Here is a 23307-nt window from a genome sequence, read left to right on the forward strand (position 1 = left end):
AATAGGATGAAACAGATTAGACTATCCGCCCAGAAAATGTTTAATTATGTTAGAGAACCTGGACCTGTTTGTTTGCCGTTTTTATTGCAGGGGCCATTAGTCAATTTGGAATGGGCCTAATATTGTCTATTCCGTGCAGAAAGGATGACATTATGACCTTATCCTTAAGAAACAGGCAGAAATAATTTTATGTTCATAAGAACCGGAAACACGCATTGTATCAGCAAAAGCCTGATATACCGGGCCTGAAAAAAGATTGATTTGAAATGCATATTAAACTGAACATTCAAGGTGTGACTAAACGTCCAGAAGGAAATCATTTGGTAAATGAAAGCGCATTCGTTTTTAGTATTAAAAAAATCGATAAGATGTAAGTCCTGTCGATTTCCAAAAATAGAGAACACTTTGTAGGTACAAAATCTCTTTCAAAAGAGAAGTTTGGCTCAGTAGATTAGGGGAGATTATGTTACATAATGCCGATTGAGAATTCATAGTGATTCTATATACTGATGAATGAATTTACAACAATATAGAAGGAGATGTCGATAAGCAATGTGGTTACTCATTATAGCCTGTGCTGTCATACTGGTCATCGGAATATTAGAAAAACGGCGACATCAGAAAAACATTGATGCCCTCCCTGTTCGAGTGAATATTAACGGCATCCGAGGAAAGTCCACTGTGACAAGGCTGACAACCGGAATATTAATAGAAGCCGGTTACAAAACTGTCGGAAAAACGACAGGAACGGACGCAAGAATGATCTATTGGGATACACCGGAGGAAAAGCCGATTAAACGGAAACCTCAGGGACCGAATATCGGCGAACAAAAAGAAGTCATGAGAGAAACGGTAGAAAGAGGAGCTAACGCCCTCGTCAGTGAATGTATGGCCGTTAATCCGGACTATCAAATTATCTTTCAGGAAGAACTTCTTCAAGCTAATATCGGTGTCATCGTAAACGTGCTGGAAGATCATATGGATGTCATGGGGCCGACGCTTGATGAAATTGCAGAAGCGTTTACCGCTACTATTCCTTATAATGGCCATCTTGTCATTACAGATAGTGAATATACCGAGTTCTTTAAACAAAAAGCCAAAGAGCGAAACACAAAAGTCATCATTGCTGATAACTCGAAAATTACTGATGAATACCTTCGTAAATTTGAATATATGGTATTCCCTGATAACGCTTCTCTCGCATTGGGTGTAGCTCAAGCACTCGGCATTGATGAAGAAACAGCGTTTAAAGGAATGCTGAATGCGCCGCCAGATCCGGGAGCAATGAGAATTCTTCCGCTGATCAGTCCGAGCGAGCCTGGGCACTTTGTTAATGGGTTTGCCGCAAACGACGCTTCTTCTACTTTGAATATATGGAAACGTGTAAAAGAAATCGGTTATCCGACCGATGATCCGATCATCATTATGAACTGCCGCGCAGACCGTGTGGATCGGACACAGCAATTCGCAAATGACGTATTGCCTTATATTGAAGCAAGTGAACTGATCTTAATCGGTGAAACAACAGAACCAATCGTAAAAGCTTATGAAGAAGGTAAAATTCCTGCAGACAAACTGCATGATCTAGAGTACAAATCAACGGAAGAAATTATGGAATTGTTAAAGAAAAGAATGCACAACCGTGTCATATATGGCGTCGGCAACATTCATGGTGCCGCAGAGCCGTTAATTGAAAAAATCCACGAATATAAGGTTAAGCAGCTCGTAAGCTAGGAGGAAATGCAGACATGTTCGGATCAGATTTATACATTGCACTAATTTTAGGTGTACTACTCAGTTTAATTTTTGCGGAAAAAACAGGGATTGTGCCGGCAGGGCTTGTTGTACCGGGGTATTTAGGACTTGTGTTTAATCAGCCGGTCTTTATTTTACTCGTATTATTAGTCAGTTTGCTCACCTATGTCATTGTGAAATTCGGTTTATCCAAGTTTATGATTTTGTATGGACGCAGAAAATTCGCTGCCATGCTGATCACAGGGATCGTCCTGAAAATTGCCTTTGATTTTCTATACCCGATTGTACCATTTGAAATCGCAGAATTTCGAGGAATCGGCATTATCGTGCCAGGTTTAATTGCCAATACCATTCAGAAACAAGGATTAACAATTACGTTCGGAAGCACGCTGCTATTAAGCGGAGCGACCTTTGCTATCATGTTTGTTTACTACTTAATTTAATGTAAGGTGTGTCAAACGATGAAAAAAGAACTGAGCTTTCATGAAAAGCTGCTGAAGCTGACAAAACAGCAAAAAAAGAAAACCAATAAGCACGTATTTATCGCGATTCCGATCGTTTTTGTCCTCATGTTTGCTTTTATGTGGGCAGGCAAAGCAGAGACGCCAAAGGTTAAAACCTATTCAGATGACGTTCTTTCAGCCTCATTTGTAGGCGATATTATGATGGGGCGCTATGTTGAGAGAGTAACGGAACAAAAAGGGGTAAGCAGTATTTTTCAATACGTTGAGCCTATCTTTAAAGCATCAGACTACGTAGCCGGAAACTTTGAAAACCCGGTAACTTATAAAAAGAACTATAAAGAAGCAGAAAAAGAAATTCATCTGCAGACAAACAAGGAATCCGTAAAAGTCCTGAAGGATATGAACTTCACGGTCCTTAACAGCGCGAATAACCACGCCATGGATTACGGCGCACAGGGCATGAAAGATACACTTGAAGAATTTTCGAACCATAACCTCGATATCGTTGGGGCTGGATACAGCTTGAGCGATGCGAAAAAGAATATCTCATATCAAGAAGTAAATGGGGTAACAATCGCAACCCTTGGATTCACGGATGTATCCGGCAAAGGTTTCGCGGCTAAAAAGAATACACCGGGCGTGCTTCCCGCAGATCCGGAAGTCTTTATCCCTATGATTTCAGAAGCGAAAAAACATGCTGATGTCGTAGTTGTACAGTCACACTGGGGACAAGAGTATGATAATGATCCGAATGACCGTCAGCGCCAATTGGCAAGAGCTATGTCTGATGCAGGTGCCGATATCATCGTCGGCCATCACCCGCACGTCCTTGAACCGATCGAAGTCTATAACGGGACCGTCATTTTCTACAGTCTGGGGAACTTTGTGTTTGACCAAGGCTGGACAAGAACCAGAGACAGTGCGCTGGTGCAGTATCATTTGAAGAAAAACGGAACGGGACACTTTGAGGTAACGCCGATTGATATCCATGAAGCGACACCTGCCCCGGTTAAAAAAGGCAGTCTGAAACAGAAAACAATTATTCGCGAACTGACGAAAGACTCTAATTTCGCATGGGAAGTAGAAGACGGAAAACTGACTTTTGATGTCGATCACAGTGACAAACTAAAATCTAAATAATGGAGTGATATAAGATGAAATTTGTCAAAGCCATCTGGCCGTTTGTTGCCGTTGCAGTCGTGTTTATGTTTATGTCAGCTTTCAAATTCAACGATCAGCTGACTGATCAGGAAAAGCAAAAAATCGATACAGAAATTCATAAAATTCAACAGCAGGAAGAAACGGCAAACGCCGCTAAATAACACACAAAAAAAAGAGAATGTCTTACGAGACATTCTCTTTTTTTATTTGCCATTTTGAAAGCCAGCATATTCATTCTGTAAAAATATGAAAAAGTCTCTTAACATATCTAGAAAAATACCGATGTTAAAACTGCAAATAGAGGAGGAGATAATAAAAGTGAACACACTGGCAAACTGGAAGAAGTTTTTGCTTGTGGCCGTTATGATTTGTTTTTTGGTTCCTATTATGACAAAAGCGGATATTGCGGAGGCTGATGCAAAATCTGACCTGATCATCAGTGAAGCAAAGAAACTGCTTGGGTATAAGTATAGATACGGCGGTGAAACACTGAAAGAAGGCTTCGATTCATCTGGATTGATTCAATATGTTTTCGGTCAGGCTGATATTCATCTGCCGAGATCTGTGAACGACCAGTCAAAAGTCGGAACGGCAGTAAAGCCGGCAGATCTAAAACCAGGTGATATTTTATTTTTCAAAAAAGAGGGAAGCAGCGGGACTGCACCGACACACGCCGCTCTTTACATTGGAGACGGGCAAATGATTCACAGCACCCTATCAAAAGGGGTTATCGTCACAAACTACAAAAAAAGCAGCTATTGGAGCGGCTCTTACATTGGAGCGAAACGAGTCGCTGCCGATCCGGAGACTGCTGATGTGGCTGTTGTGCAGGAGGCCGAAAAATACCTCGGCATTCCGTACGTTTTTGGCGGAAGCACACCGTCAGAGGGCTTCGATTGCTCAGGGCTTGTGCAATATGTCTTTAAACAGGCGCTTGACATCTATCTGCCGAGATCAGCAGAGCAGCAGTGGGCAGTAGGCGAGAAGGTTGCGTTTCAGAACATTAAACCCGGTGATGTCATCTATTTCAGCAATACGTATAAAACAGGAATTTCGCATGCCGGCATTTATGCAGGAGGCGGAAGGTTCATTCAGGCGAGCCGGTCTGAAAAAGTAACCATTTCCTACTTATCAGAGGATTATTGGAAATCTAAGATGACAGGCATCCGCCGGTTTAACAACCTGACGATTCCGAAAGAAAATCCGATTGTGTCGGAGGCGACGCTCTATATCGGGGAAGTTCCTTACAAAAAGGGCGGGATTTCTCCAGAAACAGGATTTGATACTTCTGGCTTTATCCAATATGTTTACCAGAAAGCGGCAGGCATTTCACTGCCCCGATACGCGACGAGCCAGTATAAAGCGGGAACAAAGGTTGATAAGGCTGACCTGAAACCGGGAGACATTGTCTTTTTCCAATCAACAAGCTTAAACCCGGCCATCTATATCGGAAATGGCCAAGTCGTTCATGTCACATTAACAAATGGTGTAACCATTACCAATATGAATACGAGCACGTATTGGAAAGATAAATACGCGGGAAGTATTCGGGTGCAATAATAAAAAACAAAGACTCCAGGATCTCTGGAGTCTTTTCTTTATGCATATTGGCCGGATAGAAGCTGATCTATAAAGTAGGCCACACCATTTTCATCATTGCTTTTCGTCACGTAAGTGCTTTTTTCTTTCAGTTCATCAATCGCATTTTCCATGGCGATTCGGTGTCCTGCCACTTCGAACATGGATAAATCATTCGGACTGTCACCAATCGCATAGATATCTTGCGTCTCAATTCCGTATTTGCCGGCAAGCTCAGTCAGCGCGCGCCCTTTGCCGGAAGAGGCCGGGAGAATTTCGATAATGTGCTTTCCGGAAGAGGTTTGCGCCAGTTTTTTATGATGCTTCAGTTCTTCCTTCGCATGTCTCAGTTTTTCCATATCAAAGGAGAAGCAAAGGAGCTTGTAAATGTTTTCGCTGCCGTCGAAAATCGATTCGATATGCGGGATCGGTTTGATGCCGAACTGCTTGAACTGGGTCATGGCCCCTTTCCACAATTCATCCATGTTTTCATCTGGATTGGCGCTCCTTAAAATGTCAAGCTCTGCTTGAAGCTTAGATTCGCCGTCAAAAGGAGAAAGCAGATGGTCATCTGTATAGACCTCGAAGTAAATATTTTTTGAGAGCAGGTAATCAGCGATCGCTTTGCCGGCCTCTTGATCCATTAATGTCCGGCTGATCAGGCGGTAGCCTTTGTCATGAACCGTTCCGCCATTTGCCGCGATGATAGGGATATCCAAGCCTTCCAGCAGCGCTTTAACATCAAACGTTGCTCTTCCTGTGCAAATAGTAACGAGGATACCCGCATCAAGCGCCCGCTTGATAGCCGCTCTGTTTTCATTAGAAATGATGCTTTCCTTATTCAGCAATGTACCGTCTAAATCAATCGCTATTAATTTCATATGTAGGGGAAACCTCCTTAATAATGAAGCTGCTTCGTGTAGTATGTTCAGCTTTCATACGAAACATAAACCATATAGGACAAGGCTAAACCTTACGATCCTATTTTTCAACAATATGAGCAAAAAAAACGGAATGGTAAAGTCCATTCCGTTAAAATCAGTCATTTATGTCATTCTTTAATTCGGTTTTTATTTCTTCTAACTTTTCATTGTCAAGTTGTAAATAATAAAGTTTTTTACGCTCTCGAGAGCTGTAGAGATAAATATCTGATCCTGTAAGCTGTTCAGTATCAACTGATTTTAAAGAGGTTATAAAAGGAAATAAACCGATTGCATCATTTAGAGATAAATTCATCTTTAAATTTTTCCCTAAACTATCAACAATATCATCATATGCTGGAATAGAGCTTAATGATCTAGATTTTTTTATTATAGCATTTAAGACTTCCATCTGTCTTTGTCCTCGTTGGAAATCAGTATCAGCTTTACGTGTTCTTACATATGCAAGCGCTTCTTCACCGTTTAGAGTTTGAACGCCAGTTTTTAACACAACTTTTCCTTTTGTGTCTTTTTTAATTTGATTAGCGATTTTTTCGCTCTTCACATCTATACTAACTCCATTTAATTCATCGACGACGTCTTTAAAAGCATCAAAATTACTTTCTATAACATAGTCGACTGGGATATCTAGAAGGTTTTCAACGGTTTTTGCTGAGAGTTTTACCCCTCCATATGCGTGGGCATGTGTAAATTTATCATAACCATAACCGGGAATGTTGACATAAGAATCCCTTGGAATACTTAGCATCGTTGCTGTTTTATTTTTTCGATTAAAAGTAACTAAAACATTAGCATCACTTCGAGCATCGTCAACCGTCTCACCTTTTGAGTTTCTTGAATCAATACCTAGAAGTAATACAGTAAATGAATCTTTCTTGGGGTCAAATTCTTTGATACGTTTAACCGATTGACCATTATCATTTAGATCGATATGCGCTTGTTTTGATGCATTGTTTAACTTTACATAAGCGTAGGTACCAATAGAACCCGCTGCAATCATTAAGATAACAATGAAACCAATTAATAATTTGACCCATTTTCTCAGACGTCTCTTTTTCTTTTTACGCTGTGATCGTTCTTCCATATCCATACCTCTCGTTTCTTTAATATTTGAAGAGTACCATTCATTTTGCCATAGGACAACTCCTAAAAAGACATTTTTCGATAAAAATTCCTATATTTATAAGTTCTGACACGTGAAAAATGATATTGATGATGTGCTGAATCACCTTCTATTGGACGCCACTGGGGAAAAAAATGTTTCGGTGCAGTTGAAAAAAACGCCAGTAAATTAATGGATATTGGATGTCTGTACGTCTGCATAGGTTTATTTGCCAGAAAAATAGGCTAAAAGATTTCTAAAAAACTCCGTGGACAGTGCCATTGGATCACTGATTGGAGAAAGGGAGTCATTTCTATGAAGAAGCAGTCAAATATATGGCTTTATTTTTTCGGCGCTCTTGGTGGCGCTTTATACGGCTATGATACCGGCGTCATTTCGGGAGCCATTTTATTTATGAAAAAGGATTTAGGCCTCAACGCCTTTACAGAGGGACTTGTTGTCAGCTCTTTATTAATCGGAGCGATACTCGGTTCCGGAGCGGCTGGCAAGCTGACGGACCGTTTTGGCAGGAGAAAAGCGATTATGGCTGCCGCGCTGCTGTTTTGTATAGGAGGATTGGGAGTTGCGCTTGCGCCAAATACAGGAGTGATGGTGCTCTTTAGAATCATTCTGGGACTGGCAGTCGGAACATCGACAACGATCGTGCCGCTGTATTTGTCTGAGCTGGCGCCAAAAGAGAAACGGGGTGCGCTTTCGTCCCTCAACCAGCTGATGATTACGGTCGGTATCCTGCTTTCCTATATCGTCAATTACATATTTGCCGATGCGGAAGCGTGGCGCTGGATGCTTGGATTGGCTGCCGTACCATCATTGCTCCTGCTCATTGGTATTTTGTTTATGCCTGAGAGCCCGCGCTGGCTGTTTACAAATGGTGAAGAGGGCAAAGCGAAGAAAGTTCTTCAAAGATTGCGGGGAACAAAGGATATTGATCAGGAAATCCATGATATTAAAGAAGCGGAAAAAGAGGACGAAGGCGGTCTGAAGGAGCTGTTCGATCCGTGGGTGCGCCCGGCGCTGATTGCCGGATTGGGACTGGCGTTTCTGCAGCAATTTATCGGTACGAACACAATCATTTATTATGCGCCGAAGACCTTTACAAACGTCGGGTTCGGAAACTCCGCCTCTATTTTAGGAACGGTCGGAATCGGAACAGTGAATGTTCTTATGACTCTTCTCGCCATTAAAATCATTGATAAAATCGGCAGAAAGCCGCTGCTGTTATTCGGGAATGCCGGCATGGTGATCAGCTTGATTGTCCTGGCTATGGTGAATCTCTTTTTCGATAACACCCCGGCCGCATCATGGACGACAGTCATTTGCTTAGGCGTGTTTATCGTTGTGTTTGCCGTCAGCTGGGGCCCGGTTGTCTGGGTGATGCTTCCTGAACTATTTCCGCTTCATGTGAGAGGCATCGGGACTGGAGTCTCTACCTTGATGCTGCACGCTGGAACTTTGATTGTTTCTCTAACCTATCCAATTTTAATGGAAGCGATCGGCATCAGCTATTTATTCCTGATTTATGCTGCGATCGGCATTATGGCATTTCTATTTGTCCGGTTTAAAGTAACAGAGACGAAAGGAAAAAGCCTTGAAGAAATCGAGCAGGATTTGCGCGATAAAAACGGCCAGAGTGGATCGGCAGGTAAACAGCAGACAGCGGGAACGTAAATCATATTCAAAAGGGTGCTGCCAATAGGCGCACCCTTTTTGCTGCTTACCTTCCAACTGTTCCAAAATTAATGATTTTGAACGAAATATCGTATGTGAACTCTGCCTCAGTGAACGTTTCATCCCAATGCCCTTTTACTTTATCCCAGTAATCCGGGTATTGAATCCGAACGTAGTCAGATAAAAAGATAGGGTCTGCTTTATACGTATGCTGCAGCTGATCCATAATCTGCTTGATATCGTGCTTCAGCTTTTGCTCAAAAATGTTTTCCAGTTTGCGCAAATAGCTCTCGCTAAAAGAGTTTTCCTTTGGATTTTGATCTTCTGTCAGAATGCCTGTTGTTTTGACAGAAATATGGAAGACAGGCTTTCCATTCTGAATGGCAGGTTTGATTTTTGATTTGGACTTCTTAATCTCAAATGTAATCGGACGTCCTTTTTCTTCCGCCGGCATGACGCCGCCTTGGATTGTCCCCATGACCCATGTCAGTGTTTGTGTTTCATCCGCTGAAAGAAATCCGACGAGTGTATTGCTGCCGCTTTTAATAATGCCAGCCCCGTCATACTTTGCTTTTCCCTTTTGGTTTTTTACGGCTTGAATGAGAAAACTGTGTCCATTTTGGCAATAGATAGAGGCTCTCCCGATCCGAAGCGGCATCATAATTTTCCCGTTATATCCGCTGTTATTTGTCAGATCAATCAGCTTTTCGGAAGGCATCGTCAGCTGCTGCTTTGGACTTCCTTTCGTGAAAATTTCTCCCGCTTTCCCTCTAGCTGCCATCAAATAGCTGCTTCGCCTCAGCTCATCGTCCCGAATAAAATGGTTGAACACTTGATCTATATTTTGATTTTTCAGTAGCTTTTCTCCCAAAAGAATCACTTTTAAATGGTCACTATAGATAGGAGGGTCCTTGATGGAAACATCACTGACCGCTTCGAGAATGGTTTTCCCGTGGGATGTCACATTGACAAATTCCGGTTTTCCTGATGATTGGCTGTCTTCACTTTGGGGAAGAAGGTTTTGATAGGTTAATTTATACTGATGGTCATCAGTTTCATCGATAGCAAGTCCCCTGGCGAAAGACAGTTTTTCAATATTTTTGACATCCCAGCATCCGCAGAGTAGCTGCAGCATCAGAACCATTGCTGCAAGCTTCATCGTTGTCTTCATTGTAGCTGACCCCTCCCCAGCTTCTTCTGTACCCAGCTCAAAAACCAAATGAGAAAGGGTATGAAAATAACACCTAAAAATGCATATCCGAGAAGTGAACCGTAATAAAACACGGCATTCAGATCGTCAGGCAACATTGTGAAGAAAAATGTAACAGCCAGCAATGCAGCAAGCAGCCACGGATTGTTTTTATTCTTCAGATGAAAAACATCTGTTAATCCGATATGCGCGCCTTTAAAGGAACCGAGCATACAGGCGAATTGCTGCGCTGTCCAAGTCAACTGTAAAAACAGGTCAAATCGTTCAATAAAAATCCCTGGGATTTCTAATGCATGGATGAGTGAAATGGTCGGCCACGTCACTGTTTTAGCCTCAGCCACACTCATACAGCCAATGACAATAAACAAAGTAATGCTGTAGAAAACAGTCGAGGTTGCAATGCCCAAAGCGACAGCTTTTTTTACCTTCTTCGGATCTTTCATAAAGGGAATGAGATAAAAAATGACTTCAAATCCTGAAAAATATAAAAGGGTTTTAGGAAATAAAGAGAAAAAGCTTTGATAACCGCCTTCAAAAACAGGTCGGATAAAATCTAATTGAAACAAACGAAAGCTAAACATCAGAAGCATCAGAAAAATAATAATAGTGATAGGAAAGATATACGCATATACCTTCGCAATGGGGTAAACACCTCCGGCCACATGATAGATGGCAACCGCCAGAAATATAATGACGACAACCGCCATCGGCGTGTTTTTTAATAGAAAGAATGCGACAACCTCTCCCAAGACCCGGGCTTGAAAGCATACGATACCGATAAAATAAAGGGTAATAAATACATTCAAAAAGAAACCGATAAATTTTCCGGCAGCAATACTGTTGAGCTCAAAAATTGTTTTTCCGCTGTTTCGTTGAAGAAAAGGCAAAAAAAGCAGTGCAAAAATAATAAAAATAACGCCCTGCAGCAGGATCATAATCCAGCCGCTAGGACTCTCGGTTTCAGCTGCTGAGCGGGGAAGGGTTAAGACGCCGGCACCGATCATTGTACTGCTTACCATAATAAGCGTCTGCATAAATGTAAGCTTGTCCTCTGATTGCATCATAGCCATCACCTTTGTCTGATTTTATCTTTTGTGTCTTTACGGGTCGGCCTTCTTTTTAAAAATAGGGTAGGGACGCGAATCACAGTGTCCTTTAAATCTTGTCCGGGCTGTGCCATTATGGGAATAATGTAATCTTGGCCAAAGCTTTTCAGTCGCATCAAGTGGCCGATCACAAACAGAAAGACCATGATGACGCCATACATGCCAAGCATCGCGGCACTTATCATACCCGCAATGCGAATAATCCGCAGCGGAAAGTTATAGGCGTATGAAGGCACAGTAAAGGATGCCAATGCGGTAATTGATACAACTATGACCATCAGTGCGCTGACGATTTGCGCCTGTACGGCTGCCTGTCCAATGACAACGCCTCCAATAAGCCCAATCGTCTGTCCGATCGGTTTTGGCAGTCTTAAACCGGCTTCCCTGATCAGTTCTATCGTAAATATCATAATAAATGCTTCAACAAAAGGCGGAAAGGGTACATTCAGCCTGCTGCCTGCAATCGAAATAGCCATTCTCGTCGGCAAAAGACCGGTGTGGAAGGAAACGAGAGAAATATATAAGCCAGGCAAATAAATGGTAATCAGGATGTTTGAATAACGAAGCAAACGAATAAGAGACATTGTAATCCAGCGCTGGCTGTAATCATCCGGTGAATGAATAAATTCATCCACCGTTGCCGGTACAATCAATGCAAATGGTGTACCGTCCACTAATATAGAGACCCGTCCTTCTAACAATGAGCTTTCTACACGATCAGGGCGTTCTGTGCTTAAAATCGTAGGAAAAATTGAAAAGGGTTCATCTTCAATGAGCTGTTCAAGTGTGCCTGATTCCGGCAAATCATCTGTCGTGATGGATTTCAGCCGTTTAAACACTTCTTTTACGACATAATCAGGGGCAATATCCTGAATATAAGCGACAGCTATCTTTTTTTTCGTCCTTTTGCCTATTGTCATTTCTTTTATAACGAGATTTGGGTCACTCGTCCGCTCTCGCAAAAGCGCCGTGTTTGTCCGCAGTTTTTCAATAAAGCCTATTTTCGGACCGCGCTCCACGATTTCAGAGGAAGGCTCTTCAAGGTTGCGCGACTTTAATGTTTTTGTGTCAAATGCCAGCCCCGCACTGTAACCATCAGCCAGCAAAATGGTATGTCCGGAAAAAATCAGCTGCTGTATTTCTTTTATTGTAGAAACAACGCTGTGATGATAGCCGAAAAAGAAAGCGGATAAATCCTCAATTAAGCCATCTTTTTGAGCTAACGATTCTTTTTGTAAAGGAGAAATGACGTATTGCGCCAGAAGCTTATTTTCTGTCAAACCGTCAATATACAGCAGGCAAGCCTTCTGTCTGCTGTCTCCGAAAGAAAACGTATAAAACATGATATCGTCGTTTTGCCCCAATTTTTTTTTCAATGTTTCTACATTACGCTGGAGATCAGAGTCGATTTGCATAGTTTCTCCCCTTTATAAAACATATTGACGGTTTTTCTTAATTTGTATCAAAAAAGGAGAATTATTCTTCATAAGGAAAAGGCTGAAACAAACCTTCTTTTCAAAGTGATATAATAAAAAGGAAGCGTTTTCTCAAGGGGGCATGAATACATCATGCTGTGTACATATGTTGTCATTGAAAAGCAGACAGACATACGGGCGTTTGTAAGGGGCACGCACCGGGAAAATAATGATCAGCCATTTAAAGGGGAGGGGTACGGATCATGACGCAATCACCGATTTTTTTCAAGCCAGTGTTTAAAGAAAAGATCTGGGGCGGCACCGCTTTACGCGATGCCTTCGGGTATGACATTCCATCAGAAACAACAGGGGAGTGCTGGGCCATTTCCGCTCATCCAAAAGGACCGAGCACTGTTGCGAATGGCCCGTATAAAGGAAAGACATTGACCGAGCTTTGGGATGAGCACCGGGAATTGTTCGGAGGCGTGGAGGGAGACCGGTTCCCGTTACTGACGAAGCTGCTGGACGTAAAAGAAGATATGTCAATTAAAGTCCATCCCGATGATTATTACGCTGGAGAGAACGAACAGGGAGAACTCGGCAAGACGGAGTGCTGGTATATTATTGACTGCAAAGAAAACGCAGAAATTATTTACGGACATACGGCCCGCTCAAAAACTGAGCTTGTCACAATGATTAACAGCGGCGACTGGGAAGGGCTGCTGCGAAGAATCAAGATTAAGCCAGGTGATTTCTATTATGTGCCGAGCGGTACGATACACGCTTTATGTAAAGGGACACTTGTGTTAGAGACCCAGCAAAATTCAGATGCCACATATCGGGTCTACGACTATGACCGTCTCGAAACAAGCGGAGAGCCAAGGGAGCTTCATTTTGCAAAAGCCATAAACGCGGCGACCGTTCCCCATGTGGACGGATATATAGACGAATCAACCGAAACAAGAAAAGGAATAACAATTAAAACGTTTGTCCAAGGGGAATACTTTTCCGTCTATAAATGGGACATTAATGGGGAGGCTGAGCTTTCGCAGGATGAGAGCTTCTTGATATGCAGTGTAATAGAAGGAAGCGGTTCGCTTACCTATGGAAAAGAAACATGCCCGCTTCAAAAGGGCAATCATTTTATTTTGCCTTACAATATGTCCGACTTCACAATTAAAGGCACATGCACACTGATTGTGTCACACATGTAAACTTAATCTCACTTTGAGATTAAGTTTTTTTATTTTTCAAAAATGGAATGGATTGACCTATAAATAGAGCATACGTGTGCCGATAAATAAACTAGTTTTATATACTCATAGAATAAGAAAGAGGAGAAGGAATGAAAAAGAGATTAATTGCACCGATGCTTCTGTCCGCCGCGTCCCTTGCCTTTTTTACCATAACCGGCTCAGCACAGGCTGCAGCGTATACGGACTACTCGATTTATAAGGTGGAGCCGGCAAAAACATTCAGTACAGAAACCCAAGCCTCTCAGGCCGCCGCCAAATTGGAAAAAGACACAGGCTGGGATGCCTCCTATCAGGCTTCAGGCACAACAGCAACCTACCAAATTACCGCTACAGGCATACATAGCGAAGCACAAGCTAAAACCGTGCTGAGCGGACTGACAAAACAGACAGCCATTACAGGCACATCCAGTCCAGTCGGCAGCAAACAGCCGTATATGACCATCACGTCCGGCGCAATACCAAGTGAAAAACAGGCCAACACCCTGCTGTCCAAGCTTAAGCAGGAAACAGGGGTATCCGGCGCTGTGAAGATGTCCGGCACAGCCCAGTTTTACATGAACGTGGTTACCTCGGAAATAGCAGATGAGATGAAGGTAAAGGAGCTTATCCAAGGCCTGACAAAGAAAACGGGGATAAAAAGCACGTACCAGCCCGTTACTCATGAAGTGTCTGTAACAAGCATTCAATCAGGTGCTATTATCGGAGACAGCAAGGCTGCCCAAGTCAAAAACACATTCCAAAAAGAATCAGGTCTGAAGGCATCATTAAAAGAAACAGCGAAAGGCCAAGCCTATTACACGTTTACAACAGCCTCTATATCAGGTGAAGCAAACGCCAAGACTTTGTTACAGCAGCTGAAACAAAGCACCGGAATTACGGGAAGCTACAAGTCAATCAATCAAAAAACTACAGCAGACGTATACAATGTCCAATCGGCTTATTTCAAAGGGCTGAATACAGTGAAGGATGCCATCAGCCAAATCAAGAAAAACACTGGGGTGTCCGGATATTATCAAAAGGTCGGCAAAAGCACATCATATACGGTAAACATGAAGAATTTGACAAAACAGCAGCTTCAAAAGGTCGACGCATTTTTCAAAAAGAAAAAATGGCATTACACGTCATCTGCCGTGAGAAAAACGGCAACATCATCTGCCTATCAAATTACGACTGCACAGATTTTAGGTAAGCAGCAGGCCAACAAAGCTGCAAATTTCTTCACACAGAAAAAAGTAAAGGCAACGAAAAAAGCGACTGGAAAAAAAGCCGAAAACCAATATCAGCTCATTTCTGAAGAAACAACAGACCAAGCAAAAGTTACAAAAGGTTTGAACGTTTTAAAGAAGTATAAGCTAAGTGCTGCAGCAAAAACAGTAAAAAAACAAACTGCCAACACGTTTAAAATTACAACTGAATCTCTGCTGGATGCGGCAAAAGTCAATGAAGCCATCACGTTCTTTAAATCGAATCAGATTTCAGCCGCAAGCAAAAAAACGGGTCAGACAGCAGGAAGTAAATATCAAATCACCACTGAGGCGATCATCAGCCAAGAGGACATCGATCGTGTACTTGCTTTTTTCAAAAAAAATAACGTCTCTGGCACAGCCGCGAAAACAGGCGCAACAGCATATACACAATACAAAATCCTGACATCTCAGCTCAGCAGCAAAACAGCATTGAACAATGGACTGAAATATTTTAAAGCTCAGCAGTTAAGCGCGAACTACACGACCAAAAGCAACACGCTTTATAAAATTAGCCTTAACGAGCAATTCACAGGCAATAGCGCAGCTTCAGCGGCATCAGCGAAGCTGAAACAATTATATGGATGGACATCATCCACTGTAAAAATAAAAAACGGTCCGCAAATCATGAAAACGAATTATAATCTCTCGCTTCGTGATATGGTTCAAAAACAAATGAAAGTCAGCCCGCAAACCGACGGTGCAGCTTACGTATCCCTCGCGTATATCAATACAGCAACCTCTACGGTTACAGCTGATGTACTCAACATCCGGTCAACGCCGGCAGTCAGTCCGACGAACGTCATCGGCCAATTAAAAAAAGGCGATAAAGTGAAAATCATCGGCCAGACAAACGGCTGGGCCAAAATCAATATGGGGTGGAGAAACGCTAGCAGTGATGAAGTAGGACAATACGTTGACCCAAACAACTTTTCCATGGACAGCAAATACTACTTCCAATTTCTTAAGCTGTCACAGACAGCCGGCCTCAGCGTTGCCGAGGTCAATCAGAAAGTGCTTACGGGCAAAGGCATTCTGACAGGAAAAGCAAAGGCATTTATCGATGCTGCAACTAAGTACAGCATCAACGAGCTATATTTAATCTCACACGCTCTCCTTGAAACAGGAAACGGAACATCCGATTTGGCCAATGGTTTAACCTATAACGGAAGAACCGTTTATAACATGTACGGAATCGGCGCATACGATAGCAACCCGAACTACTACGGCGCCAAATACGCATACGAGCAAGGCTGGTTCACACCAGAAGCCGCCATTATCGGCGGCGCCAAGTTCATAGGCTCATCCTACATTCATAACACAGCCTACAATCAAGACACGCTATACAAGATGAGATGGTCAGCCACAGCTGCACACCAATACGCAACAGATATCGGCTGGGCGTACAAACAAGTAAACCGCATGTACAGCCTGTATTCATTACTGGATGGATACACACTGTATTATGATGTTCCGGAGTATCAATAATAGCAACTGAAAAACTTATGATTCGTTATGCAATCTCTCTTTGTTATTTTTTTTACTTTTTAAAAAATAGGCTGAAGCTCTGTTTGCTTCAGCCTATTTTTAATTTCATACTTCAATCTTGTCAGCAACAAACATAAATACGCTCATTCTTGAACCATTTGGAATGGCAGCATCATCAGGTCTGATTTTTGTGTTTCCTTTGATAAAACCTATCTCAAGAACATTTGATTTTTCACCGCCGGCAAAATACCAAGACCCCATGCGGATATCCTTCTGTTTTAAACGAAAATCTCCCTCTATTGCTTGATGAAGTAAACTGATATAGCGTTCATTTAAATTAACTTGGAGGTTTCCCCCTGTATTGATAGTAATATTTTGGACTAAATTTGATGTGTATGATGGTAAATAACCTGAAGCTGGAACCACCCATTTTTTATTTTGGGCATTATATTCTAATATGAATGTTTGAATAAAAGGTTGGAATCTCTCTGGTGATTTCTCTTGATGACCGACCGTTTTTAATAAAGGAGTCCGAATGATAGGTACGTGATTCATAAAATTTTCATAAGAGTGGTAGGCATAAATTCTGCTTATTCTACTGCCTTCTTTACCGCTGGTGATTCCTACCATCAGAGATTTTGCTCCAGTTTCGGGATTAGTGTACATGCAAATCCCTTCAGGCTCACGGAAATTATTTTCATATCGATAAGAAAGGTCACTGCCAACAGTAATTTCTTTCTGTAACAAAATCTTACCGGAAGTATCGAACACAGTAATGAGGTTGGGATACGTTTTGCTGTTAGTATCTCCTGTATACCAATATAAATAGCCGTCATCTAAAAAGAACCCTTGTAAGTAATGAAGCTCTTCAGGAATGTTTATCGTATATAGAGGGTTATTTTTATTTGCAATTGCATCATCCAGGTTAAAGACTGTAACCCATTGTTTATTATTGACTGTATCATATTGTCTGAGTGCCAGCTGTCTATTCTTCATATCAAGTGAAGGTGTAACTCTATGATTTAAAGGGAGATTAGAGAAGCGCTGAAGTTCCTTGGAATTTACGTCTAAAGTAGCGCCAGCTTTATATGGAAAACAAACTAAATCACTTTTATCTGTTTCATTTGGTCTATCGTATAGTGACCAGATATAAATGGTGCCGTTTCGGTTTTCAATCCCGATATTTGTGCCGTGTCCTCCATGTTTCAATAGCATGCTGTCCAATTGCAATCCCTCAAAAGAAAGACGGGTTATCCGATAACTTTGAGGGCTACCGCCTCCCATCCCGGTTGCCACTTGTGTCGTATAAATTTGATGATTTTTTTCGTCGAAATTAAATGATTGAAGGACCGTTTTGTCAGCAACACGAAGTTCAGTAAATAATTTTGGAGTTATTTTTGTGAAATTAAACAGTTCTTTTTGGGCCATATGTTCATCACCTCTATCAATTTTTGCTGCCACCAGAAGCAACTATTTATATTAAAGCAAACACACGTTCGGTAGTCAAGAGAAAAAAGAACACTTGTTCTATTTTTGAACAAGTGTTAAACAAATGTATTATATTTGATCTTTTATAAATTGTAATAGGTTCTTACTGGAGTTTCCTCTAGAATACAAATTCCACTTTGCTGAAAAATCTTTAATTGCGGGAATATTAAAGGAAGCTCTGAGGATTTCATTAAGCAATGACTGACTGTCATAACAGGCTCTTCCCGGTATGACTGAAAGATAATTATCAATCAACCCACGTTCTTCATTATATTTCTTAAAATCATATGTGTAGAAAAGAATCGGTTTATTTAGAATAGAATATTCAAATGGAACGGAAGAGTAGTCAGTGATTAATATGTCTGCCGTTATAAGCAAATCATACAAAGAGTAATCTGAAACATTTTTAATATAATGACTAGAAGAGGTAAAGGCTATATTGTTTTGAACTGCGGGATGCAGTTTAACGTATAAAACATATTCTCCGTTTAACTGATGAATGAGTTGCTCTTCGGTTAAAGGCAATTGTATTGTGTTCATATCATAATCTCTAAAAGTCGGTGCGTAGAGAATGATTTTCTTTTTGTTTTTTTGAAAATCAGCATTCTTCTTTTTGCTATGAGTGTAATATGGATCAGTTAAAGGCACACCTGTTCTTAATAATTGATGTTCCTTTACCCCAAAAGACTTCTTAAAGATATCTGCCATTTCTTCAGAGCCAACGGTTATATAATCAAAAGACCTGTATACCTTTTTGAACCTTTTCAAATCAGTTTGTGTTCGTTGCAGGTTTGTTATATCCTCTAAACCAAATTTTTTTAAAGAGCCGTTTGCGTGCCAGACTTGGATACACTTGGTTTGAGGCCGTTTATTTAGCACGTTTGTTAACAAGAAGTAATTATCTGTAAGAACGACTTTACTGCTAAACATAAGATAAACGGCTCTAAAAAGATGAATAGGACTTTTTTCTTTTAAAGAATATGCTTGGATCTGAGAAAATCGCTCAGCTATAGAGGATGCCTGCTGTGTATATAAAATGTTTAAAGTGAATGGGTACTGTTTTCGTTCATATTCCTCCAAGATCGCTTTTGCGTTTGCTTCAAACGAGATAAGAAGTGTTACATTATTCCTTGGTTTAACCCATTGCAGAAAAAAGGCGATTGCTGATAACAAATACAGATAGCAATTCGCCAATAATGCTCTTATTTTCATTTTTATCAATCCACTTGTTTATATATTTTCGTTTATAACTGTTTTGTATGATCTTTTTCAGGTTTCGGATAAAAAGTCTTTCCGGTTTTTTCTTCCTTTAAAACAGCTAAAGCGTATTTTGGAATGCTGAGCATTCTTTTCCAGCGCCATGGATTTGTCACTAAACGATAAAGCCATTCCAAATTCAAACGAATCATCCAGGAAGGAGCCCGTTTGACATTGCCGCTAAACACATCAAAGCTTCCGCCGAGTCCTATTGAAACAGCCTGAGGGAATAAATGTCTATAGTTATGAATGAACTTTTCCTGATGAGGGTATCCTAACGCTACGAATACCATATCTGAATTAGACTTGTAAATTTGTTTAGCCACAAACTGTTTATCTGCTGAATAACCGTCATTGTATCCTGCTATTTCTATATTAGGATACTCTTTATTAATCCGAGTTATGACTCCATTCAGCACTTCTTTCTTTGCACCGTATAGATATATTCTTTTTGAATGCTGGTTAGCAAGATCTAGTAACGAGATAAATACATCGTAACCTGCAATTCGTGATTGTAAAGGATTGCGAGTTAAACGTGACATTAGTACTACGCCGATTCCATCGGGTAATACAAAATCTGATGATGAAATGATATGGTGGTAATTTTTATCTTTTGTTGTTGCATAACCAATTTCAGGGTTTACAGTAGCAATCACTGCTCCACGATGCTGGCTGATATGATGAGTATTTAAATAAGACATAAACTCTTTTAACTCTCCATTAACATAGGAAAGATTGTGGACAAATTCAGTTTCCAATTATTTGGGCCTCCCTTCAACTTTTAATCGGATTAGCAATCTATGATTAACAATTGAGTGAAAAATGCTTTTTATTCATGGTTTATTTTATCACAAATTATTAACCTATATGTAACATTGGTTTTACAAAAATTTAAAACAGACAACAATTTTTAGGTTTTTTTAAGCTAGGATATGTCTCAACTAATGTTAAAATCTTTATAAATAGCTGTTTTAAGCAATAATTCAATGGAAAAATTGGATTTTAGATATTGTTTACATTCACTTAACCTTTTATAGGCTATGTGCTATAATTAGGTTCCATGAGCAACGTTTATAGATGTCAAATTTAAAGGTCAAGGATAATGCAACTTGTTATCCAGTTTAGTTACTATAATATATGTTTTTTAGAAGGGAGATTTTGTTTTTATGAAGAAAGTCATCACTTATGGGACTTTTGATTTGTTGCATTGGGGACATATTAAATTACTAGAGCGTGCGAAACAGCTTGGAGATTATTTAGTCGTCGCAATTTCTACAGATGAATTTAATCTTCAAAAACAAAAAAAATCTTATCATAGCTATGAACACAGGAAACTGATTTTAGAAACAATTCGTTATGTTGACGAAGTTATTCCTGAAAACAGTTGGGATCAAAAAGTGCGTGATGTAGTTGATCATAATATAGATGTATTCGTTATGGGAGATGACTGGGAAGGAAAGTTTGACTTTTTGAAAGAACACTGTGAAGTTATATACCTTCCTAGAACAGAAGGGATCTCTACAACCCAAATCAAGAAAGAGCTCGCAGGAATTTAATTTAATTGTTACTGAAAAATTCTATTTTAGTACTTCTTATGTGAATAAGAAGTACTTTTTAATGTTATTTTGTTTCATTAATACAATGAATACATGAAAGGAAGATTTTTATTGTGGAAATTCTTCAATGTTCTAATATCACTATAATCGACAGAAATGTGGTTGTTTTATGATGATAAACACAAAATTAAAAAGTATAAGAAATAGGGCTGTGCGAAGAATCTACAAAATCCTTTTTCTTATGATAAGTAGACTTCCGGTGAAAAAGGGTACAGTTATTTTTGAAAGCTTTCATGGAAAACAGTTTAGTTGTAACCCTAGAGCTATATACGAATATATGAGTGAACATTATCCGAATTACAATCTCATTTGGAGTGTAAATAAGGCCTACAAAAAACAATTTGATGATAGGGGAATTCTCTATATTAATAGATTATCTATAAAATGGCTGTTTGCAATGGCAAGAGCTGAATATTGGGTCATTAACAGCCGTTTACCCCTTTGGATTCCGAAACCCGCTCATACTACTTATATTCAAACTTGGCATGGAACACCTCTTAAGCGCTTAGCATTGGATATGGATGAGGTGCTAATGCCAGGTACAAATACTGAAAGTTATAAAAAGAATTTTGTTAGAGAAGCTTCTAACTGGGATTACTTGATTTCACCGAATCAGTATTCTTCTGAGATTTTTGTGCGGGCTTTTCGCTTTAACAAAAAATTAATAGAGACAGGTTATCCAAGAAATGATATTCTTTATCAAGAAAATAACATTACTGTCATTAAGGACGTAAAGAGTAAACTTAACATTCCTCTGTCAAAAAAGGTTATATTATATGCGCCTACTTGGAGAGATAATAAATTCTATAGAAAAGGGCGTTATAAATTTGATCTGGATCTTGATTTAAGTATGCTGCAAGAAGCACTTGGTGAAGAGTATGTTATTATATTGAGAATGCATTATCTTGTCGCAGAGAACTTTGATTTAGGAAAATATAAAGGCTTTGTTTTTGATTTTTCATTATATGAAGATATAAGAGATCTCTATTTAATATCTGATTTGCTTATAACTGACTATTCTTCCGTATTTTTCGATTATGCAAATTTAAAAAGACCAATGTTATTTTTTGTTCCTGATTTGGAAGAGTATAGAGATAATCTTCGCGGTTTTTATTTTGATTTTGAAAAAGAGGCTCCAGGGCCCTTATTAAAAACAACTCAAGACGTCATTAACCAAATAAAATCATTGAGTAAGGAACAAAAAAATAACAGTGTATTAGAATCATTTTATGAAAAGTTTTGCTATCTTGAAAATGGAGACTCAGCTAAAAAAGTTGTTGAAAAGATTTTTAATTAAGGATCTGTTTATAACAGATTGATTTTTTTAACGAACAAGAGCCGACCTTAGTATTTCTATTAATAAAACTTTCGAATCCAGCGAGAAATTAACGATTCGAAACAGGATGCTGGAAATTATTTAGAAGGTGTGACTTTTATCATGATCGATGCTTATGAAGAAGATGTAATTGAACAGGATATTTTGGAGCCTATTGAGGATATAGGGAAGGTATCAATCATCATTCCTTTTTATAATACAAAAGATTATATAGAAGAATGTTTGCATTCAGTACTGGAACAGACTTATGAAAATTTAGAGATTATCATTGTAAATGATGGCTCCGCCGAGGAAGATACTGCCTTTTTAGAACAGATTCTCCCTGAAGATAGCCGTATAGTTTATGTTGAATCTGAAAAACATAAAGGGGTAGCCTCCGCACGTAATATCGGATTGAATGTTAGTACAGGAAGATTTCTATACTTTTTAGACAGTGACGATGTTATTACAAAGAATGCGATTGAACTTCTTACAAAGTACATTAAAGATAATCAACTGATAGTCGGTACAACTAAACGTCTTAATAAGCCGCTTGATTTGATGAATATTACTTTGAGAAACAAATCTAAGGTATTGGTGATAAAAAAACTTTTCATGGTTTTTAAAAATCGTAGCGTGCTGAATATGCTTATTCGCCGGGATGTTTTTAATGACACAGAGTCATGTTCGTTTTATGAAGGCACAAATTGTTTTACGGACATATCATTGTTGGTAAAACTAATTTCTAAAATAGAGAAAATATCAGTGATTAAGCAACCGATATATTATAAACGAAGAAGAAATGACCCGATAACCAATCCTAGTGTTATGCAATTATCTAATGAGATAAAAACAAAAGATTTTATAACAATTTATGAATATTTGCATGAAATATATAGAAACAATGAAAAAGTTATCCGCTATTTAGATTTATTGTTTCTGAATTTTTACAGAAAAAATATTGTATTGCTTTTTAAAGATATTGAAAAAGTAGATCAATTTTTCAAAAATATTGCTATTGCTGCCAAACGGCTTAGCCGGAGAGCTTTATCAAATCAGCCATTGCATATTAGATTAGAGATGAAGCAACTACGCAATGAAAATATAAAAAAATACAAAAAGAGCATTAAAACTCACTTAGAAATTAGAAGTTTAAGACAAGGTTTAAAAAGCTTAAAGAAATTTAAAATTTATTGTTATAGAAAATTCTTTATTAAAATGC

General features: G+C 39.6%; 18 protein-coding genes and 1 pseudogene. 11 read left to right on the top strand and 8 right to left on the bottom strand.

The features are described 5' to 3' along the window. The first annotated feature begins 552 nt into the window (after positions 1-552). The 5 genes from pgsB to CJU60_RS02845 all read left to right on the top strand — a co-directional run bounded on the left by pgsB (position 553) and on the right by CJU60_RS02845 (position 4940). Positions 553-1734 (top strand): poly-gamma-glutamate synthase PgsB, encoded by a 1182-nt coding sequence (gene pgsB / locus CJU60_RS02825; RefSeq protein WP_019715925.1) that lies wholly within the window; start codon positions 553-555, stop codon positions 1732-1734. Between the two features lie 14 nt (positions 1735-1748). Further along, positions 1749-2198: a poly-gamma-glutamate biosynthesis protein PgsC gene (gene pgsC, locus CJU60_RS02830; RefSeq protein ID WP_010332116.1), complete on the top strand. Its 450-nt coding sequence runs from the start codon at positions 1749-1751 to the stop codon at positions 2196-2198. Positions 2199-2216: 18 nt separating this feature from the next. Further along, positions 2217-3359 (top strand): capsular polyglutamate synthetase PgsA, encoded by a 1143-nt coding sequence (gene pgsA / locus CJU60_RS02835; protein ID WP_095712876.1) that lies wholly within the window; start codon positions 2217-2219, stop codon positions 3357-3359. Between the two features lie 14 nt (positions 3360-3373). Beyond that, on the top strand, positions 3374-3541 hold the full coding sequence (edmS, locus tag CJU60_RS02840) for an extrachromosomal elements maintenance protein EdmS (RefSeq protein ID WP_010332114.1): 168 nt from the start codon (positions 3374-3376) through the stop codon (positions 3539-3541). 157 nt (positions 3542-3698) lie between these two features. Beyond that, positions 3699-4940, top strand: a complete 1242-nt coding sequence (locus CJU60_RS02845) for a C40 family peptidase (protein ID WP_095712877.1) — start codon at positions 3699-3701, stop codon at positions 4938-4940. A 38-nt stretch (positions 4941-4978) separates the two neighbouring features. On the opposite strand, the gene CJU60_RS02850 is transcribed toward CJU60_RS02845, so the two are convergent. Then, complete coding sequence (locus CJU60_RS02850; protein ID WP_024123066.1) at positions 4979-5839, bottom strand: Cof-type HAD-IIB family hydrolase; 861 nt, start codon at positions 5837-5839, stop codon at positions 4979-4981. 157 nt (positions 5840-5996) lie between these two features. After that, positions 5997-6983: an LCP family protein gene (locus CJU60_RS02855; RefSeq protein ID WP_024123065.1), complete on the bottom strand. Its 987-nt coding sequence runs from the start codon at positions 6981-6983 to the stop codon at positions 5997-5999. Between the two features lie 333 nt (positions 6984-7316). Between CJU60_RS02855 and CJU60_RS02860 the strand changes: the two genes are divergently transcribed. Then, on the top strand, positions 7317-8690 hold the full coding sequence (locus tag CJU60_RS02860; protein WP_095712878.1) for a sugar porter family MFS transporter: 1374 nt from the start codon (positions 7317-7319) through the stop codon (positions 8688-8690). A 46-nt stretch (positions 8691-8736) separates the two neighbouring features. Here CJU60_RS02860 and CJU60_RS02865 read toward each other — a convergent pair whose 3' ends face one another. Genes CJU60_RS02865 through gerBA form a run of 3 tightly spaced genes read right to left on the bottom strand, consistent with a single transcriptional unit; the run spans position 8737 to position 12421 of the window. Beyond that, positions 8737-9861 (bottom strand): spore germination protein GerBC, encoded by a 1125-nt coding sequence (locus tag CJU60_RS02865; protein WP_095712879.1) that lies wholly within the window; start codon positions 9859-9861, stop codon positions 8737-8739. Next, the gene (gene gerBB, locus CJU60_RS02870; RefSeq protein ID WP_095712880.1) at positions 9858-10964 is read right to left on the bottom strand and encodes a spore germination protein GerBB; all 1107 of its coding nucleotides are present in this window, start codon (positions 10962-10964) and stop codon (positions 9858-9860) included. The genes CJU60_RS02865 and gerBB overlap by 4 nt, the downstream gene beginning before the upstream one ends. A gap of 5 nt (positions 10965-10969) precedes the next feature. After that, positions 10970-12421, bottom strand: coding sequence for a spore germination protein GerBA (gerBA, locus tag CJU60_RS02875; RefSeq protein WP_095712881.1), 1452 nt, complete (start codon positions 12419-12421; stop codon positions 10970-10972). 263 nt (positions 12422-12684) lie between these two features. Between gerBA and manA the strand changes: the two genes are divergently transcribed. After that, positions 12685-13635: a mannose-6-phosphate isomerase, class I gene (gene manA, locus CJU60_RS02880; RefSeq protein WP_095712882.1), complete on the top strand. Its 951-nt coding sequence runs from the start codon at positions 12685-12687 to the stop codon at positions 13633-13635. A 131-nt stretch (positions 13636-13766) separates the two neighbouring features. Then, positions 13767-16409, top strand: a complete 2643-nt coding sequence (locus CJU60_RS02885) for a glucosaminidase domain-containing protein (RefSeq protein ID WP_095712883.1) — start codon at positions 13767-13769, stop codon at positions 16407-16409. 105 nt (positions 16410-16514) lie between these two features. On the opposite strand, the gene CJU60_RS02890 is transcribed toward CJU60_RS02885, so the two are convergent. The 3 genes from CJU60_RS02890 to CJU60_RS02900 form a co-directional block, all read right to left on the bottom strand. After that, positions 16515-17837, bottom strand: a complete 1323-nt coding sequence (locus CJU60_RS02890) for a phage baseplate protein (RefSeq protein WP_095712884.1) — start codon at positions 17835-17837, stop codon at positions 16515-16517. Positions 17838-17966: 129 nt separating this feature from the next. After that, positions 17967-19109: a CDP-glycerol glycerophosphotransferase family protein gene (locus tag CJU60_RS02895; RefSeq protein WP_095712885.1), complete on the bottom strand. Its 1143-nt coding sequence runs from the start codon at positions 19107-19109 to the stop codon at positions 17967-17969. Between the two features lie 32 nt (positions 19110-19141). Beyond that, complete coding sequence (locus CJU60_RS02900; RefSeq protein WP_095712886.1) at positions 19142-19912, bottom strand: WecB/TagA/CpsF family glycosyltransferase; 771 nt, start codon at positions 19910-19912, stop codon at positions 19142-19144. Positions 19913-20320: 408 nt separating this feature from the next. Here CJU60_RS02900 and tagD point away from each other — a divergent pair, with 408 nt between their 5' ends. From tagD to CJU60_RS02915, 3 genes and pseudogenes are all read left to right on the top strand, one after another. Then, entirely contained in the window at positions 20321-20710 is a 390-nt protein-coding gene (gene tagD / locus CJU60_RS02905; RefSeq protein WP_095712887.1) for a glycerol-3-phosphate cytidylyltransferase, read from the top strand. Between the two features lie 184 nt (positions 20711-20894). After that, positions 20895-22067, top strand: a pseudogene (tagF, locus tag CJU60_RS02910) (teichoic acid poly(glycerol phosphate) polymerase); the annotation flags it as partial. Between the two features lie 141 nt (positions 22068-22208). After that, on the top strand, positions 22209-23307 hold a 1099-nt coding region (locus CJU60_RS02915), incomplete at its 3' end, for a glycosyltransferase family 2 protein (protein ID WP_141243754.1).

The sequence above is a fragment of the Bacillus sp. 7705b genome (assembly GCF_002289525.1).
GTDB lineage: Bacteria > Bacillota > Bacilli > Bacillales > Bacillaceae > Bacillus > Bacillus halotolerans.